The following is a 15730-nucleotide window of genomic DNA, read 5'->3' as shown; positions in this document are numbered from 1 at the left end:
ATCAGTTTATGGCGTATTAAGGTATGGGGGATGAGGTTGGATATGGAAGTACGATCTTTCTTATTCAGCCTCAATAAAAATGAGAAAGTTAAGGGGAGTATAATGGGATTCATATATTTTATTATAGTTGTTGGGCTAATTATTTTTGTTCCTTATAAAAAGTTTCGAGATTCAAAATATGAAGAGGCGAGCGGTAACGGATTTTTTGCTACACTGTTTGATAAAGGGAACTATGGAGAATATTTAACTTTTTCGCTCCTGAAGAACATTAGTATTCATAAAAGGTTAATGACTAACCTCTATATTCCTAATAAAGATGGGAAAATAACGGAGATTGACCTTCTTCTTATCACAGAGACAGGCTTATATGTGTTTGAGTCTAAGAATTATAGTGGCTGGATATTTGGAGACGAACGGTACAAAAATTGGACACAAACGTTTCCAAATAAGCATAAAAATCAATTTTTTAACCCTATATGGCAGAACAAAGGCCATATCAATGCTTTAAAGCAAAAATTAGAACTAACAGAAAATGATTTATACAAATCCTATATTATCTTTAGTGAGAGATGCACCTTGAAGAAAGTTCAAATTCACTCACCAGAGGTCAAAGTGTTGAAGAGAAATGAGTTAGCTAAAACGATTAATATCGATATAAAGAGTTCAAGTAAAATATTAACCCCTTCCCAAGTAGACCAAATCTACGTGCGATTAAACAAATATACAAAAGTGGATGATATCATTAAGAAAGTACATATTGATCAAATTAAGAATAGGAAAAAGTCAGGGGCTTGAAAATAATTGCTATGAAATAGTGCTGCTTATAGCGAAAGGGTGGAAAAAATGCCTACTTACAACAAGCTAGTCCGAGATCGAATTCCGGAAATTATCGAAAAAAGTGGGAAGTCATTCCGAACCAATGTATTAGATTCAGCCTCATATCAAAAAGAATTACGGATGAAGCTACGAGAGGAAATGGACGAGCTTTTGCAAGCAAAGTTTGTCGAAGATCGAGTTGAGGAAATGGCTGATTTGTTAGAAGTGATGTATGCACTTGCTAGTTTGGATGGAGTGGACCCACATGAGATTGAACGAGTCAGGGAACGTAAGCAAAATGAACGTGGCGGGTTTAAAGAGCGAATTTTACTGATGGATGTTGAGGATTAAAGGTAGGGGATGAGATGAGTCATAAGTTAAAAGTGGGGGAGTTGCAAGAAACATATTTAACAGATGAAGAGATCTGGAGAATCTTTACGATTGTATTATCTAGCAAATCTGTCAAATCATCTACATACAAGTATGCACTAATCAAATCTTTGATTGAAAATTTATATCAGATTAATGATCATTTTGAGCTAACGTATGATCAGTTGGCTTACTCGTTTACAAAAATTTATTGGAACTTAATTGTTCATCATAACTTAGATAAGCAAAATCGAGGGAAGAATGCTAGAGTTGTTACGATTATTAAAGAGGCGCAAATAAACCATGCGATCCCCTCTGAATTTAGCTTTGATAAAATCGATGCCAGGTTACAATTGAGTCTTATGAGAAAAGTAAAAACGACCATGAAGGAAAATGTCTTCGGTGCTCTGTATGGTGATACGAGGGGGAGTTTTTATGCTTTTGATCATAAGAGAGAATACTTCAAGGTGAATCCGACTGTCCACCGCTTTATGTTGAACTATCAAAGGCTCATTGTGAACCTAACGAACTACCACATGGCAGCAATGATTGAAGAATTAAATGAAGTACCTAGTATCAATTATTTACTAGGTAAGGTCGAGAGCATCGCAAGACGAACGTCTTTACGACCTTTTGAAAAGCTATTAATGAGTCACTTTGAAGCGACTTGTTTTTATTGTAATAGAACACTGACTGGGAAAAAGAGAGAGACGCATGTCGATCATTTTATTCCGTGGTCGTTTGTACAATCTGATCATGTATGGAACCTCGTATTATCATGCAACACGTGTAACACTTCAAAGAGTGACAAGTTGCCGGAAAGGACTTATCTGGAGTTTCTTATTAATCGGAATCATGAGTTAGAAAATCGAATTGAAGATAGGAACTTGATGACGAACTATAAGGATAAGAAGATTATTATGCTTTATGATTACTCGATTAAGAATGGGTATGATGTGATTTGGAGTCCTTAGTGAAGCTAAGGGTAAGGGTTTTTGAAGAACTTGAATTAATTAGGAACGCTCTTAAATATTTAAAGCCAGTGTTTGAATAATTAGAATCATGGTATATAATTTAAAATAAGGTGGTGAGATTAATGATGAGTTCTAGAGAAGCTCGACTAAAGACGATTAAGTTGGTAAAAGAAAGTTTAGAGGAATTAGTCTTAGATAATGAATTATGTGAGGTAACTGATTCGAAGGAATTTGCAGAAATGCTATTTAATGACTATAGAAAGCATTTTGATTCAATTATGAAAATGCCGTATGGGGCTACACTTTCACCCGAGGAACTAGCTGAAGGTATTCTTTATAAACACGTTGCAACTTTATCATCAAATAGTGTAAGCGAAGCTTCAGTTTTTCATCGTTAATAATCGGTATTTTAAACAAAGTCACCGTTAATAAGTACGTGGTGACTTCTTTTTGTGTACATTGAGTCAGGGGGAAAGGTACCTTGGCGGACCTTTCTGGCTCAGTTGGACACGTTCCGTTATTTGTGACCAAAACAGTAACTACATTTTTTTATAAATATTAGGCGAAGTGAACTCATTGGAAAATAGTGTTTGATTTGTTGGAGGAAGTATGCAAAAAAGGATTTGTCCTAGACAAATCCTTTTTTGCTTCTTAAAACTTAATGTTGTTTATTCGGTAATTTCTTTTCTGGATGCCCTTTTCCTTGACGCTGTCTGTTTTGTTCATCCTTTTGTTGCTTGTCGTGTAGTTTGTCGATAAATTGTTTTGTATCGTCCATCATGCATCGTCCTTCCTTATTGTTATTTACTTTAGTAGGGTTCCCGTTTGAAGGGGAAACATGTATTGATTCACAGTATGTGGAGTGTTTGCAACACTTAGCCATTCCCATATTCCGGAAGATTAATTTTATTATCTTACTAGGTCAAATTGGCTTTGTTAGTGACAGGGGACGAAGGAAGTTGAGCCTGAGTAAGTAATAAGCCTTCTGAAAAATGTGGATGGTGATAGGTATTGTTATTTTTTGTTGCGGAGTAGACGGATAGTATTAAGTTTGCAAACTATATCAGTAATACTTATAATTGTAGTAATACTATTGAATTAAGTAAGAGGTGAAGTTGATGGAATTAGTTAGTGGGAAGATGACGAGTAAAGGACAAATAACAATACCAAAGGAACTTAGAGACAAGTTAGGTTTAAGTGAGGGTGATCAATTTAAATTTTTTATAGAAAACGATGAAGTGAGAATAGAACCAGTTAAGAAAAAAAAATTAAGTCAAGCAATTGGTAGAATTAATTCTAACGAGGAAATTAACATTGCAAAGATGAGAGAAGTTGTTCACGGGGAAGCGTCTAAACAAATTCTATCTGAGGAATTGGAACATGAATAAATTTTTAATCGATACAAATGTTCTGATACGATTGCTAGTTAAAGATGATCCCATTAAATTTAATACTATAATGAAGCTTGTAGAGAAGGTTGAAAAAAGTGAAATAACTTTAGTAATCCCTACAGTTGTAATCGCTGAATGTTGTTGGTTGTTAAAGTCTTTCTATAAATTGGATAAATCAAAAATAACTGAATATCTATTAGATGTAATTGAATCTGAGAATGTTGAAGTAGAGGAAGATGATGTAATCATTGCACTTAAAAAGTATTCGGATAAAAATGTTGATTTTGCTGATGCCCTACTATCGAGCAAATCTAACAGCAAACTTCCTGTTTTAACTTGGGATAAAAAAGATTTTAAAAAGTTAGAATGCGAATACTATATTCCAGAAGAATTGTTGTAGTTGACCGGTACGACAGTAGCAAATTGTGAAACCACTAACTTTGGTTTCTCTAGTTAATAAATTAAGTGATATCATCATGATATAAGGAGGGCTATCAGAATGGATACAATCATTTTTGACGTCGATGATACACTATATGATCAAGCACAATCTTTTCATAAAACGGTGAGGAAGCTTTTTCAAGAGCCGTTTTCGGACAAAGAAATTGATCAATTATATAAAGCTAGTCGCAAGTATAGCGAGATTTTATTTGATCAAAGTGAAGCAGGTGAAATAACCCAATTTGAATGGCAAACCGGACGAATCATGGCTGCTTGTAAGGATTTCAACATCCCTATCGATACGGAAAAAGCGACTATTTTTCATGACACGTATGTGACCGAACAAAAAAATATTACCTTGTTTCCGGAAGTCGAAGAGCTACTAAATGTCCTTTACAAAGAAGGGAAGCAGCTTGGGATTCTTACAAATGGTGAAGAAAAGCATCAAGCCATGAAAATTCAACAGCTCAATCTTAGTCGTTGGATTCCGGAAGAAATGACGTTTATTTCTGGAACGATTGGTCATGCAAAACCGAAAAGAGAAGTATTTGATTTTATTGAACAGAAAATGGACCTTGATCAAACCAAAACCGTGTATATCGGGGATAATTTTGAAAAGGATATTATCGGAGCAAAACAAGCAGGTTGGCAAGCGATCTGGATGAATCATCGTAAGAAAGATTTACCGGCTAATGCTGCCTATAAACCAGATAAAGAAGTGCACAGTGCCAAAGAGTTATTAGAGTTATTTGTGAAAAGGGCGTAGGGTGTTATGGTAGGAATTAGGATTGTTATCCTGGTTCCTATTTAGGTTTCATAAGAAACTTCATTAGGTTAATGAATAGCAGTGAGAGGGTTTTTAACCAATACGGAAGCATTAGTTTTACAAGAACAGTTATTTATAAAGGGGTCTTTGCTGCACGGTACAACGATCCTGTTCATTATGGAATCGAAGGGTATGCGCTGACGACGCTGACTCATTTAAAGGAAGCGAAGGAACTGCCAGAGTTGTTTATGAAATCAAAGGACGAGCTGCCAATTTGGCGGGTGCTGCGGCGGGTATCAGACCGATTACGTTTGATCTCGATTCGGAACAATTAGATGAAGCGAGCAGTGTTAAGAGATATCGGTTTAAGGATGTTGAAGTGCAGATGAATGGGTTGGAGAGTCAGATTGAAATTTAACTATGTCCAGTACGGGAGAGGACCTTTCATTTGTGTTATTACGTCTTTACTTTATCATGATACAATATAAGTAAATATTCTGGAGGTGGCTCAAATGAAGTGGGAAGATGTGTGTCAAGCGTTTCCGAAACAATGGGTTTTAATAGAAGCTGTTCAAGCACATACAAATGAGAAGAGTGAGCGTATTTTAGATGAGATTGCTCCCTTGAAAAAGTTTTCTAATTCTCCTGATGCAATGAAAGCATATCAAGAAATTCATCGAGAAGATCCTAGACGTGAATTATATGTTCTTCACACTAGCCGTAAGGAGCCTAATATCATTGAGAAAAAATGGGTAGGTGTTAGGCGGTAGTGAAAAAACTAATGATTGAAGATGGTTTATTACTTACGGATATGGAACTAACATTTAACGGACAATTGCTTTATTTACAACGTGTTCTAGTTGATACTGGTTCAGGGAGTACAGTTGTATCAACAGACTTAGCAGAGTCAATAGGGATTGTAGCAGAAGAAAATGATATGATATATCGCATTAGTGGTGTTGGAGGATCAGAGTTTGTATATTCGAAAGCGGTTGATTCAGTAAAAATTGGAGATATGCAAACTGCAGATTTCACTTTAGAAATTGGTGCAATGAATTATGGTTTTGATTTGGATGGTATCATTGGATTGGACTTGTTACAACAATTGAAAGCTGTTATAAATATAGACGAATTAACATTACACTCAAATAGCTAAAGGCAAGTATATTAGGTGGATTATTATACTTGCCTTTTTAATTCAGCTTATTAAACAAACGGGGGCTTATCTTTAAAAAAGAAATTACTTTTTAAGGCGGATGAAAGACAAACTCGATTAGATATACGGGGGAAGTGTCTTTCATAAAGCTATGCTCCACGTAATCGTCTTTCTTTTACATAAGAATATGATTAATAGGCGATACCTACACGTGATTTTATATAATCACCTGTTTTAATCTGTTTATATGTAAATTCAGCTGTATCCGGCACAGATATTTTAACTCCATCCTCCGGCAAAAAATCTCGTTCAATACGATATTGGCCTATCTTTTCTCCATCCGGCAAGTAGGTCGGACAGACAATCGTCCAGTCGAGGGTTGATTGTTTGAGCATATCGTAAACTTTATGATGTTCTTCTGCTGCACGGGTTGATTTGCGTTTTGATTCACTTGATTGATAACGCAGAGAATTGGGTGTCGTTCTACTTTGTAGAATCCCTGCAGTTCCTACCGTGATTATTCGTTTTGTCCCTTCAGTTTCCATTGCTTCTATAATGTGTGCCATACTTTCTGATAGAGTGGTTGTGCCATCCGTATTTAGTGCGCTAATCACCACATCACAACCATGCATGGCATGTACGATATCATCTTTATGTAGTACATTCCCTTGAATAATGGTTAAATTGTCCTTTTTTATTTGAATCTTCTCTGGAGTACGAACTAATACAGTAACATGATGGCTGTCGTTGAGGGCGTGAGTCACGATATGACTTCCAACTCGTCCAGTTGCACCTAATAGTAAAATATTCAAAGAATGAGCCTCCTTTTGCAAATACTCATAGTTTACTATATAAGCTATAGGATTGTCTTATTCAACTATGCTTTAATTCAATAACCAAAACAAATAATCATTTCTTGAAAATTAAAAAATATTAACATATACTTAGTTTACCTAATGAACAAAGTGAAAGTTTGATTCTCACTATTTAGGAACAGAGAGAGTCTTGTCATGATTAGTTAGAATTTGGAGGGTGGAAAATGAAAAAGGTAGTAATAACAGGTGGAAGTGGTTTACTTGGTTCGGCAGTAATAAAAGAATTTTTAGAACATGGTTATGAAGTCATTAATGCAGATATTAAGCATCCAAAAGAAGCCCTTTGCAGGACCGTCATTACAGACTTAACGAATCTAGGTGAAGTATATGGGGTACTAGCAGGTGCTGATGCGGTTGTCCATCTTGCAGCTATTCCAGTAGCATATTCACATCCTAACGAAGTAACATTTCAAAACAATGTCATGTCCACTTATAACATTTTAGAAGCTGCAGGGAATTTAGGAATTAAAAAAGCGGTACTTTCATCAAGTGAATCTTCATATGGTATATGTTTTTCAAAGCAAAATTTAAAACCTCAATATGTACCAATAGATGAGGATCACCCACAATTACCAGAAGAAAGCTATGGTTTATCTAAGATTGTAAATGAGCAAACCGCTGATATGATCCACCGCAGAACAGGGATGCAGGTCGTATCCTTCAGATTGGGAAATGTCATCTCTCCTGAAATGTATAAGAATTTTCCTGGATTCATCCATGATCCCGAACAGCGAAAAACGATTTTGTGGAGTTATATTGATACACGAGATGCAGCGACTGCTTATCGATTAGCTGTTGAAGCAGAGGGACTTGGTTCTGTTGCCCTGAATATTGGGGCGGATGAAACAAGTATGGATATAGAGAGCAAGCAATTAATGGAAATATGCTTTCCTGATGTAAAAGACTTTAGAAAAGAGTTAACAGGCTTTGACCCTTTATTAAGTAATGAAATGGCTAAAAAGCTCTTGAATTGGAAGCCTATTCATAAATGGAGAAATTATATAAATCTGTTATAAAGCAGTTAATATATATCTAATGGGGGTGCGATAAGCAGCCCTTTTTGGTTAGCAAATGGTGATATGAATATGTAATGTAAATGTTTTCGCTAAATAACAGGGGCGTGATATTAGATACTAGACTTTAACTGTGCAGTAAATTATTAATAAAAATAACCACAAAAGTGGTTATTAACGAACTATCTTAACTGGGATTGTTTGAGTATTAGCTTTTTAACTTTAGAATGATGAAATATTGTTAGAGAGATACCGATTAAACTTAAGATAGTCGACAATATCGTGCTGAGCAAAAGTCCTCTTGCAATATTTTGATTAAACAAATGTATCAGTCCTATCTAAATGAGATATTATTCTGTTTTAGTTTAAGTAATAGTTCAAAAAAAATTCAGTAAAAAAACAGGAAATAGGTGTTTCAGGGCAAAGGAGAAGTGTCTTTCATAAAGCTGATGAAGGACAGAGGAGACGTGAAAGGGGAAGGGAGGGGACGGGACCCTGTAATAAACCATATGGAAGACCCGTCCCCATGCTTCATAAATTAAGGTAGTACGTTACCTGCAGAACGATAAATGCTATACCATTCTTCGCGGGTGAGGTGAACCTCGCTAGCTTTGATGCAGTCTACTAATCGGCCTTCATTCATTGTTCCGATTATCGGCTGCATGTTCGCAGGGTGACGTAGTAGCCATGCGATCGCAATCGTTGTATTTGATACGTCATATTTTGCAGCGATTTCATCTATTTTTTTGTTCAATTCCGGGAACTTCTCGTTTCCAAGGAATACCCCTTCAAAAAAGCCATACTGGAAAGGGGACCAAGGTTGGATGGTAATATCGTTTAACCTGCAGTAATCAAGTACACTGCCATCGCGATTAACAGCAGCTTCATTTTCCATATTGACATTAATCCCACTCGAAATCATGGTTGAGTTTGTAATACTTAATTGAAGCTGGTTCGCAACGATCGGTTGGTTTATGTATTTCTTTAAAAGCTCCATCTGCATCGGATTTTGATTGGACACTCCGAAATGTTTGACTTTTCCTGAACTTTTGAGACTATCGAAGGCTTCTGCGACCTCTTCAGGCTCCATGAGTGCGTCAGGGCGATGAAGAAGGAATACATCCAAATAATCTGTTTTCAAACGCTTTAGGATGTTGTCAACGGAGTTTAAAATATGTTCCTTGGAAAAATCAAACGTGCCTAGATCTGGTCGAATCCCGCATTTAGATTGGAGAATCAACTTTTCACGGACATCATCATTCATGCCAACAGCGTCAGCAAAGATTTCCTCACATTCACCTTTGCCGTAAATATCAGCGTGATCAAAAAAGTTTGCACCGTGTTCTAATGCTGTCTGTACAAAGCTTTCTGCCTCTTTTTTATCGAGTGAGTTAATCCGCATACACCCTACTGCAAGAACAGGTACTTCTAAATCACTAGTTCCAAGCTTTATTGTTCTCATCAATCTCGTCTCCTTTAAAAAATGAATGGGCTAAAACTAATTCAATTATATCAATATTATTAGTCGGTGTCTGTTTTTCCATGTGTAGTTCAGAGTACTAGAAGCCAGGCATTTTTTAGAATAATATGCTGAGGGGGGATGTTTGAATTGAATTTTGAAGTAGAGAGGTTTACTCAGCTGGGTGGGAAGCTAGGGAGGGCGGATCTCTTTATGGTAAGCGAAAGAGCAGAACCGCCCGTGTATCCCAGTTGTGACAACTACTATTACTGATTCTCGTTACAAATCTTATGTAAATAGTCTCTTATTTCTTTTTCGACGACTTGATCGTTGTATAGATGTGCGTATATAACGGATTCAAATACTAAGCCGTGGATAAAGATCATTAAGGAATTGGCGCTCTCCTCCATATTGGTGGAAGTCTTCATGTAGCCATTATTATGAAGCGTCCTTATTAAATCTTTTGCAAAATTAAGGTGTACGTTTCGAAATCCTTTATGCTGCTCTTGGTATTCTGGGTTCATAGTTGCCATAATGGAGAACTTGACCCATATATCATTTTCAATTCTTTCTTCTTCTGTATTAACTTGAACAAGTTGTTTTACTGTGCGAACGGCGTTTTCAAAAACCCCATTATCTACCTGTACGACCTTCTGCATTCTCTCTCCAAACCTTTGGTACATCACGTCCATTGCGTATAAATAGATGTCTTTTTGTTTTGGGAAAAAGTGTTGAACCGAGCCTAGCGATAATTCTGCTTCTTTGGCAATTTCTCGTAAGGTTGTTTTTTCGAAACCATAATAATGAATGATGCGAAATGTCGCTTCTACAATTTGTTCTTTTCTTTCAGCATGATCGACTATTTTAGGCATAATTGAACTCCCTTGATTTTTTAAGTCAGTTGTATTACAATCTTTTTAAGTCAATTGACTTATTAAAAGAAAGGTAGGTACTTCTATGGACAATGTTTTTCTCCAGTATGTGTTTATCTTTTTTGTTAGCATGATCCCTTTTCTTGAAACATTTCTGACGGTTCCATTGGCGATCATTGTGTTCGACTTTCCACCGATTGCGGTAGTGATCGTGGCTATATTCGGGAATGCAATGAGTGTTCTTCTTTTTATCCTATTTGGAACGGAAATTAATAAATTGGTTAGTATTATCTATTATAAGCTTCACAAGAAGGATAAAAAACCGATCAAAATGAACGCTCGAATCAAAAGAACTTTCGATCGTTTTGGAGCAACGGGGGTATGTTTTTTCTCCTCGATTTTGTTTAGTAGCCAGATTGGTGCTTTTTCAATGACCACCCTCGGCGCCAAAAGAAGCCAAATTTTTGTTTGGACGAATTTAGGTGTTAGTGCACTCGCCGTAGCAATGGCGATATTATCGGTCATGGCGGAAGGATTTGTTATAACATTAGTAAATTTATAGTGAATTATAAAGTAAATATTTTAAGAGAACAACTGTGGAGGGGAGGTAGAGGTGTTCTCATAAACGAGATGAAAGACAAAACCCGTGAATCAAGAAGGGGAAGTGTCTTTCATTAAGGCGATGAAAGACAAAGCTCGTGAAAGATGAAAGGGAAGTGTCCTTCATAAAGGCGATGAAAGACAAAACTCGTGAAAGATGAAAGGGAAGTGTTCTTCATAAAGGCGATGAAAGACAAAACTCGTGAAAAATGAAAGGGAAGTGTCTTTCATTAAGGCGATGAAAGACAAAGCTCGTGAAAAATGAAAGGGAAGTGTTCTTCATAAAGGCGATGAAAGACAAAACCAGTGAGAAATGAAAGGGAGATTGTCTTTCATAAAGCTGATGAAGGACAAAACAGGGTATCATCGTCTCAAGCGGACTCACGTTCCGTTATTTTTGAAAAAAAAGTGTTTTTGCGATGTTGGCGGACTGTGGTTCCGCTATTTCGTGTTTAAAGGGTGGTAGGGTAGCTAATTTTAGCAAATAGCGGATTCTGTGTCCGCCAAACCTTTTAAATGCTAGTTTTTGAGGAAATAGCGAATCTGGTGTCCGCTTGCATGATCGAAAAGTGCCTGGCATTGCATAAACGGTGAATTAGAGCCTACTTCGCATTTAAAAGGCTCTCTTCTGGATGGCTCTGTTGGTTAGCGAACAGTGGAGACACGTTTCGATAATAAAGCAAAATAGAACAAAAGCATCCTTATGAACAAGAATGCTTAAACACAGTTTCTTTCAATATGTTTCGTCTTGATTACGATCCACCTTATTATAAGACCGATTAAAATATAAATAGGGAAGGAATATATGTATTTCCAGTGATAAATTTCGTATATCCCTAACCATACAGTCAGTGGTTCAAACACGAAAGAAAAAACAAAAGAAGCAATTGTTACTGAATATAGATAACTTTTCCAAGTCTTAGTATATTGGTAAATAATCATATAAATGATCGGTATATGAACTTTGTGAATTTCAATTATTGGCGGTATGATAGGGATTACTCTATCTGGATAAGACCATAAAACTAGCGTGATCCCAATTGTGTCTAAATTAAATGTAATTGAGCCAACTAAAAGACCGAAAAATGCAATTTCAATCATTCTTTTCTTATCTAAAATGATTAACCATATTATGATAAAAGCAATTGTAGAGGACAAAAGAAACCACCAGTTAAATGAAAAGACAGTTTCAGTTATCCAATAATCAATGAGAATATCTCTTATCTTTTGACGCAACGTAATTAGTTCATCCCAACTTGGGTTTATTGATAAAGCATAGAATCGTGTTAAATATCCCAATGGAACACTCCCTCTAAGTCCAATTACTCATATAAATTATAATAAGTAATTTTTCGTTTTCTATTCTTCAACTAAGGGGGGCATTAGCTTAACAAAGTTTATATTGTCTGTTACCGGCAGTTTCATAAAAAAGGGTTAGTGAATGATCTTACCGTTTGAAGTATATACCGAGATAGGAGACGGTTAAATTGAAATATTTTATATTATTTATTGTATGTATATCTTTGCTTATAGGCTGTTCCAATCTCGATAAAGCAAAAGAAGTTAGGGTTATTGGTCAAATGAAGCCTGATGAAGAAAACCAATATCATTTATACTCTTTTTGGAGTGCTTTTCCCAAAGAAAATTGGGAAGAGGAAGTAATCGACAAAGACCTTAGAAGACAGTTTGAACTTTATTTTTCGTTTGATGTTCCAGTAGGAAAGCTACACCTAGTTTCATATCCAGGTCCTGACACTGATAAATTTAAAGAATATGTTGAGGTTTTGGATTTGGATGAATATCCAACCTTTATTATTTTAGATCATGAAGGAATTGTGTTAAGGACAACAGATGTAAATGAACTTCTAGATTTTATACATGCGTTACCTGATATTGAGTACAGTGAATAAGTTTTATTCTATGTTTGACTAGCGGGGGCATTCATTAACAAGGTCGGGGATCAGTTTGCTGAAGAAGCGCTTGAAAATAAGAAAGAAGTGTAGGAAAGTCTCTATAAAGTGGATTGTTTTATCTCAATTTGGATACCTTAAAAAAAGGTTAATAATTCAAAACGAGGTGAAATGCCTTATGGCACGAAGAAGGCACGTATTATTTAATTTTTTTCTCATATTGATCCCTTGGTTATCGATACTATTTATAGGCAAGCAGAGTGTCAAAAGATATTCTGTTGCGAGTCTGATCGTAGGTATATTCGAGACGATCAATCATGTTTATGGACACAAACGAAAGTTCTGGGAGTTTTATGATAAACCGAAATCATTTATAAGGGATGAACTTCCTTTTGATATTGGGCCCTACATGCCACTTTCTATGTGGATTCTTAAATTTTCATATGGAAATTTTAAAAAGTTTGTAGGAATTAATGTTATTGCTAATGCATTTTTTGCATTTCTCTTTATGCCTTTTCTTAAAAAAATAAAAATTATTCGGTTACGTCGATTAAACTATGTTCAATTCTTTTTCTATATACACTACAAAGCGTATATATTATACGCAGTGCAATATTTATTAGAGAAAAAGTATGATAAGAAATAAGAGTGTTGATCATTACAGTTAACAAAACAACACACTCAGACAATACTGAGTGTGTTGTTTTGTTATTTGAAAGGGAGAATATATAGGGTACAAGACATACAGAACTAAATACAACCACATGATTTCCTAGTTAGTAAAGTAGGTGGAAGTTCGATATGTTTTACATAGTCAGGGTTATTAATTTTGCTTAAAAGTACGTCAAAAGCAGTCCTACCTATAACATGTGGAGGTAAGACAATGTTTGTAACAGGAGGGTCTATTATTTCAGACGAAGCAAAGTCTCCAAATCCAATAATGGCAATATCTTTTGGTATCGTTAATGAGAGTTCCTTTATTTTTTGAATGGCACCGATTGTCATTAGGTCAGTTTGAATAAAAAGTGCAGTTACATCACTCTCTCTGGTTAATAAAGATTGAACTGCGTTTGCTCCGCCATTTACAGTGGCATAGCCAACTTCTAAATAGCTTTCTTTAAAAGGCAAATTATATTTGGTTAATGCAGCTTTATAACCATTAATTCGGTCAAGTGTGGTAGTAACATCGGGCACCGAGTAAATAAAGCCAATCTTTTTATGTCCGTGCTTTAAAAGATGCATAGTTGCATCATACCCAGTTTGAAAGTTATCTCCCGTTACTCTAGGGATGTTAGGAATGTTCGGATCGTAACGGTTAACGAGTACGATTGGAAAGTTCTTATCCATAAACTCATGTAAATATTCAATATTTTTAGCCGTCGGAGATAAAATAATCCCATCAACCATTTGTGAATGGAGAAGATTGATCGTTTTTTCCTCATATTCAATGTCTTCATTCGTGTTAATTAATAATAAGTTGTATCCCGTTTCTCTAGCTCGTTCTTCTACTCCATAAACCATTTCAGTAACAAACGTATCAGGAAAACTTGAAACTACTAACCCAGCTGTTTTGGTAGTTTGTTGTCTAAGATTTTTAGCAGCTGAATTCGGAATATAATTATATTTCTTTATGATTTTCATGATTTTATTATGTTTTTCTTCAGTAATATGCTTTGTTCCATTTATCACATGGGAAACAGTAGCTACTGATACATTTGCTTCTTTAGCAATATCTTTCATTGTTATTTTCAGAAAAACCACTCCTTGGGTTAAACCTTTTACTAAAATAAGCCTCTTTCGACATTTTATCGTATATATTTTTTCGATGCAATTAATTTTCCAGAACATTGTTATCAAGGGTTTATCTTTATAATATACAGTCTATTCAGTGAGCCGTACAAAAATATTCATTGACACATGAAACGCTTACATATTATGATTCATTTAAGAGTTGGTAAAACGATTAACTTAATTACTAAAAAGTAAAATAAAATAACGATACGTACATAATGAGCAACTAAGATAATTCAATAAGGTTAAGGAGGTTTATTCCATGAAAACAATTCGAAACATTATGATATTTGCAACAGCTAGTCTAGCAGTTAGTATATTAGTTGTTTTCATATCTACTGGTAACATGGTTGGGTCTGAGGGAGTAAAGTTAATAAGGTTTGGACATGGTGCAGCAGAATCAAATGAAAGACATTTAGCGGTAATGAAGTTTAAAGAACTTGTAGAAGAAAAATCAGAAGGAACATTGAGTGTATTGGTGTATCCTAATGAACAACTTGGCTCTGAAGCAGAAATGATTGAAAGCGTCACCTTTAATGACCTTCAAATGGTAGCATCCAGTGCATTTAGTCAGTATGACCAGAGAATAAGCGTCTTTGAATTACCTTATCTCTTCGAATCGTATGAAGAAGCATGGAGTGTTTTAGATGGTGACATTGGACAAGACGTAGCGGAACCGTTCTTAGAAAATAACTTAAGAATTATTGCCTATTTTGAAAATGGTTTTCGTCATGTTACTTCTAATATGCCAATTGAAAGTCCTGAAGATTTAAGAGGATTGAAAATAAGAACTCCAGAGTTTCCATTATCAGTAAGCACTTTTAGATCTTTAGGTGCGAATCCTACTCCTATGGCTTTTGGAGAATTGTATATGGCCTTACAACAAGGAACGGTAGATGCTCAAGAAAATCCAGTTGCTAATATTTTTGCCAGTAAATTTAATGAGGTTCAGACATATCTCAATATGACAACCCATCAATATTTTTCCTTGCCTGTAGCAATTAGTGAAGAATTTTGGCAGTCTCTTACTTTTGAAGAACAAGAAATAATCGAGACTAGCGCTAAAGAAGCAGCACAGTTTCATAGAGATTTATTAAGAGAAAACGAAGAGAGTATGATTGCAGATCTACAAGCTGCGGGGATGGAGATTGTTGAACCAGATTTAGAAGCATTTAGAGATAGAGCAATACCTGTTTATGATTCCTACAAAAGTAGATTTGGTGAAGATCTAGTAAATAATATATTGAAAGCGGTTGAATTAGAGTCGGAGAAAAATAAGTAAAGGCGAGAAGCTCTT

Annotated in this window: 21 protein-coding genes; 15 read left to right on the top strand and 6 right to left on the bottom strand. The window is 35.5% G+C overall.

The genetic code is table 11. The features are described from left to right. Positions 1 to 42 precede the first annotated feature (42 nt). The 4 genes from N0O92_RS18105 to N0O92_RS18090 all read left to right on the top strand — a co-directional run bounded on the left by N0O92_RS18105 (position 43) and on the right by N0O92_RS18090 (position 2557). A complete protein-coding gene (locus N0O92_RS18105; RefSeq protein WP_315616097.1) occupies positions 43 to 795 on the top strand; it encodes a nuclease-related domain-containing protein in 753 nt (250 codons plus the stop codon). A gap of 48 nt (positions 796 to 843) precedes the next feature. Then, positions 844 to 1167, top strand: a complete 324-nt coding sequence (locus N0O92_RS18100; RefSeq protein WP_315616073.1) for a pyrophosphohydrolase domain-containing protein — start codon at positions 844 to 846, stop codon at positions 1165 to 1167. Between the two features lie 14 nt (positions 1168 to 1181). After that, positions 1182 to 2159: an HNH endonuclease gene (locus N0O92_RS18095; protein WP_315616072.1), complete on the top strand. Its 978-nt coding sequence runs from the start codon at positions 1182 to 1184 to the stop codon at positions 2157 to 2159. A 122-nt stretch (positions 2160 to 2281) separates the two neighbouring features. After that, positions 2282 to 2557, top strand: coding sequence for a hypothetical protein (locus N0O92_RS18090; RefSeq protein ID WP_315616071.1), 276 nt, complete (start codon positions 2282 to 2284; stop codon positions 2555 to 2557). A gap of 260 nt (positions 2558 to 2817) precedes the next feature. Here N0O92_RS18090 and N0O92_RS18085 read toward each other — a convergent pair whose 3' ends face one another. Beyond that, complete coding sequence (locus tag N0O92_RS18085; protein ID WP_084138602.1) at positions 2818 to 2937, bottom strand: DUF4023 domain-containing protein; 120 nt, start codon at positions 2935 to 2937, stop codon at positions 2818 to 2820. Between the two features lie 340 nt (positions 2938 to 3277). Between N0O92_RS18085 and N0O92_RS18080 the strand changes: the two genes are divergently transcribed. The 6 genes from N0O92_RS18080 (at position 3278) to N0O92_RS18055 (ending at position 5913) form a co-directional block, all read left to right on the top strand. Beyond that, positions 3278 to 3547 (top strand): AbrB/MazE/SpoVT family DNA-binding domain-containing protein, encoded by a 270-nt coding sequence (locus N0O92_RS18080; protein ID WP_315616070.1) that lies wholly within the window; start codon positions 3278 to 3280, stop codon positions 3545 to 3547. Continuing rightward, positions 3540 to 3950: a type II toxin-antitoxin system VapC family toxin gene (locus N0O92_RS18075; RefSeq protein ID WP_315616069.1), complete on the top strand. Its 411-nt coding sequence runs from the start codon at positions 3540 to 3542 to the stop codon at positions 3948 to 3950. Before N0O92_RS18080 ends, N0O92_RS18075 begins: the two co-directional genes overlap by 8 nt. A 99-nt stretch (positions 3951 to 4049) precedes the next feature. Continuing rightward, entirely contained in the window at positions 4050 to 4757 is a 708-nt protein-coding gene (locus tag N0O92_RS18070; RefSeq protein ID WP_315616068.1) for an HAD family hydrolase, read from the top strand. Positions 4758 to 5031: 274 nt separating this feature from the next. Continuing rightward, on the top strand, positions 5032 to 5175 hold the full coding sequence (locus tag N0O92_RS18065) for a hypothetical protein (RefSeq protein ID WP_315616067.1): 144 nt from the start codon (positions 5032 to 5034) through the stop codon (positions 5173 to 5175). Between the two features lie 94 nt (positions 5176 to 5269). After that, a complete protein-coding gene (locus N0O92_RS18060; RefSeq protein WP_315616066.1) occupies positions 5270 to 5527 on the top strand; it encodes a hypothetical protein in 258 nt (85 codons plus the stop codon). Next, complete coding sequence (locus N0O92_RS18055; RefSeq protein ID WP_315616065.1) at positions 5527 to 5913, top strand: retropepsin-like aspartic protease; 387 nt, start codon at positions 5527 to 5529, stop codon at positions 5911 to 5913. Before N0O92_RS18060 ends, N0O92_RS18055 begins: the two co-directional genes overlap by 1 nt. A 191-nt stretch (positions 5914 to 6104) precedes the next feature. On the opposite strand, the gene N0O92_RS18050 is transcribed toward N0O92_RS18055, so the two are convergent. Next, the gene (locus N0O92_RS18050; RefSeq protein WP_315616064.1) at positions 6105 to 6725 is read right to left on the bottom strand and encodes an NAD(P)-dependent oxidoreductase; all 621 of its coding nucleotides are present in this window, start codon (positions 6723 to 6725) and stop codon (positions 6105 to 6107) included. A 227-nt stretch (positions 6726 to 6952) separates the two neighbouring features. On the opposite strand from N0O92_RS18050, the gene N0O92_RS18045 reads away from it, so the two are divergent. Beyond that, positions 6953 to 7804 carry an NAD-dependent epimerase/dehydratase family protein gene (locus N0O92_RS18045; protein ID WP_315616063.1) on the top strand — a complete coding sequence of 284 codons (852 nt, stop codon included), beginning with the start codon at positions 6953 to 6955 and terminating at the stop codon, positions 7802 to 7804. Between the two features lie 535 nt (positions 7805 to 8339). Here the strand turns inward: N0O92_RS18045 and N0O92_RS18040 are convergent. Both N0O92_RS18040 and N0O92_RS18035 read right to left on the bottom strand, forming a co-directional pair. Then, entirely contained in the window at positions 8340 to 9263 is a 924-nt protein-coding gene (locus N0O92_RS18040; RefSeq protein ID WP_315616062.1) for an aldo/keto reductase, read from the bottom strand. Positions 9264 to 9526: 263 nt separating this feature from the next. Continuing rightward, positions 9527 to 10132, bottom strand: a complete 606-nt coding sequence (locus tag N0O92_RS18035) for a TetR/AcrR family transcriptional regulator (RefSeq protein ID WP_315616061.1) — start codon at positions 10130 to 10132, stop codon at positions 9527 to 9529. A gap of 85 nt (positions 10133 to 10217) precedes the next feature. Between N0O92_RS18035 and N0O92_RS18030 the strand changes: the two genes are divergently transcribed. Beyond that, positions 10218 to 10694, top strand: coding sequence for a small multi-drug export protein (locus N0O92_RS18030; RefSeq protein WP_315616060.1), 477 nt, complete (start codon positions 10218 to 10220; stop codon positions 10692 to 10694). A gap of 755 nt (positions 10695 to 11449) precedes the next feature. On the opposite strand, the gene N0O92_RS18025 is transcribed toward N0O92_RS18030, so the two are convergent. Next, positions 11450 to 12031: a CBO0543 family protein gene (locus N0O92_RS18025; RefSeq protein WP_315616059.1), complete on the bottom strand. Its 582-nt coding sequence runs from the start codon at positions 12029 to 12031 to the stop codon at positions 11450 to 11452. 188 nt (positions 12032 to 12219) lie between these two features. Between N0O92_RS18025 and N0O92_RS18020 the strand changes: the two genes are divergently transcribed. Beyond that, the gene (locus tag N0O92_RS18020; RefSeq protein WP_315616058.1) at positions 12220 to 12642 is read left to right on the top strand and encodes a hypothetical protein; all 423 of its coding nucleotides are present in this window, start codon (positions 12220 to 12222) and stop codon (positions 12640 to 12642) included. Positions 12643 to 12820: 178 nt separating this feature from the next. Continuing rightward, on the top strand, positions 12821 to 13288 hold the full coding sequence (locus N0O92_RS18015; protein ID WP_315616057.1) for a hypothetical protein: 468 nt from the start codon (positions 12821 to 12823) through the stop codon (positions 13286 to 13288). Between the two features lie 104 nt (positions 13289 to 13392). Here the strand turns inward: N0O92_RS18015 and N0O92_RS18010 are convergent, their stop codons facing one another. After that, positions 13393 to 14403, bottom strand: coding sequence for a LacI family DNA-binding transcriptional regulator (locus tag N0O92_RS18010; RefSeq protein ID WP_315616056.1), 1011 nt, complete (start codon positions 14401 to 14403; stop codon positions 13393 to 13395). 292 nt (positions 14404 to 14695) lie between these two features. Here N0O92_RS18010 and N0O92_RS18005 point away from each other — a divergent pair, with 292 nt between their 5' ends. Further along, positions 14696 to 15715, top strand: a complete 1020-nt coding sequence (locus tag N0O92_RS18005) for a TRAP transporter substrate-binding protein (RefSeq protein WP_315616055.1) — start codon at positions 14696 to 14698, stop codon at positions 15713 to 15715. Positions 15716 to 15730 lie beyond the last annotated feature (15 nt).

The sequence above is a fragment of the Alkalihalobacillus sp. MEB130 genome (assembly GCF_032335535.1).
Lineage (GTDB): Bacteria > Bacillota > Bacilli > Bacillales > Bacillaceae_D > Halalkalibacter.
The sequence above is the reverse complement of the archived record's forward strand: the minus strand, read 5'-3'. Positions and strand labels throughout refer to the sequence as shown.

Coding starts and splice junctions, on each gene's coding strand:
- N0O92_RS18045 (WP_315616063.1), top strand. CDS start 6,953: ATGAAAAAGGTAGTAATAACAGGTGGAAGTGGTTTACTTGGTTCGGCA.
- N0O92_RS18090 (WP_315616071.1), top strand. CDS start 2,282: ATGATGAGTTCTAGAGAAGCTCGACTAAAGACGATTAAGTTGGTAAAA.
- N0O92_RS18040 (WP_315616062.1), bottom strand. CDS start 9,263: ATGAGAACAATAAAGCTTGGAACTAGTGATTTAGAAGTACCTGTTCTT.
- N0O92_RS18005 (WP_315616055.1), top strand. CDS start 14,696: ATGAAAACAATTCGAAACATTATGATATTTGCAACAGCTAGTCTAGCA.
- N0O92_RS18080 (WP_315616070.1), top strand. CDS start 3,278: ATGGAATTAGTTAGTGGGAAGATGACGAGTAAAGGACAAATAACAATA.
- N0O92_RS18015 (WP_315616057.1), top strand. CDS start 12,821: ATGGCACGAAGAAGGCACGTATTATTTAATTTTTTTCTCATATTGATC.
- N0O92_RS18095 (WP_315616072.1), top strand. CDS start 1,182: ATGAGTCATAAGTTAAAAGTGGGGGAGTTGCAAGAAACATATTTAACA.
- N0O92_RS18060 (WP_315616066.1), top strand. CDS start 5,270: ATGAAGTGGGAAGATGTGTGTCAAGCGTTTCCGAAACAATGGGTTTTA.
- N0O92_RS18085 (WP_084138602.1), bottom strand. CDS start 2,937: ATGGACGATACAAAACAATTTATCGACAAACTACACGACAAGCAACAA.
- N0O92_RS18100 (WP_315616073.1), top strand. CDS start 844: ATGCCTACTTACAACAAGCTAGTCCGAGATCGAATTCCGGAAATTATC.
- N0O92_RS18105 (WP_315616097.1), top strand. CDS start 43: ATGGAAGTACGATCTTTCTTATTCAGCCTCAATAAAAATGAGAAAGTT.
- N0O92_RS18075 (WP_315616069.1), top strand. CDS start 3,540: ATGAATAAATTTTTAATCGATACAAATGTTCTGATACGATTGCTAGTT.
- N0O92_RS18030 (WP_315616060.1), top strand. CDS start 10,218: ATGGACAATGTTTTTCTCCAGTATGTGTTTATCTTTTTTGTTAGCATG.
- N0O92_RS18070 (WP_315616068.1), top strand. CDS start 4,050: ATGGATACAATCATTTTTGACGTCGATGATACACTATATGATCAAGCA.
- N0O92_RS18035 (WP_315616061.1), bottom strand. CDS start 10,132: ATGCCTAAAATAGTCGATCATGCTGAAAGAAAAGAACAAATTGTAGAA.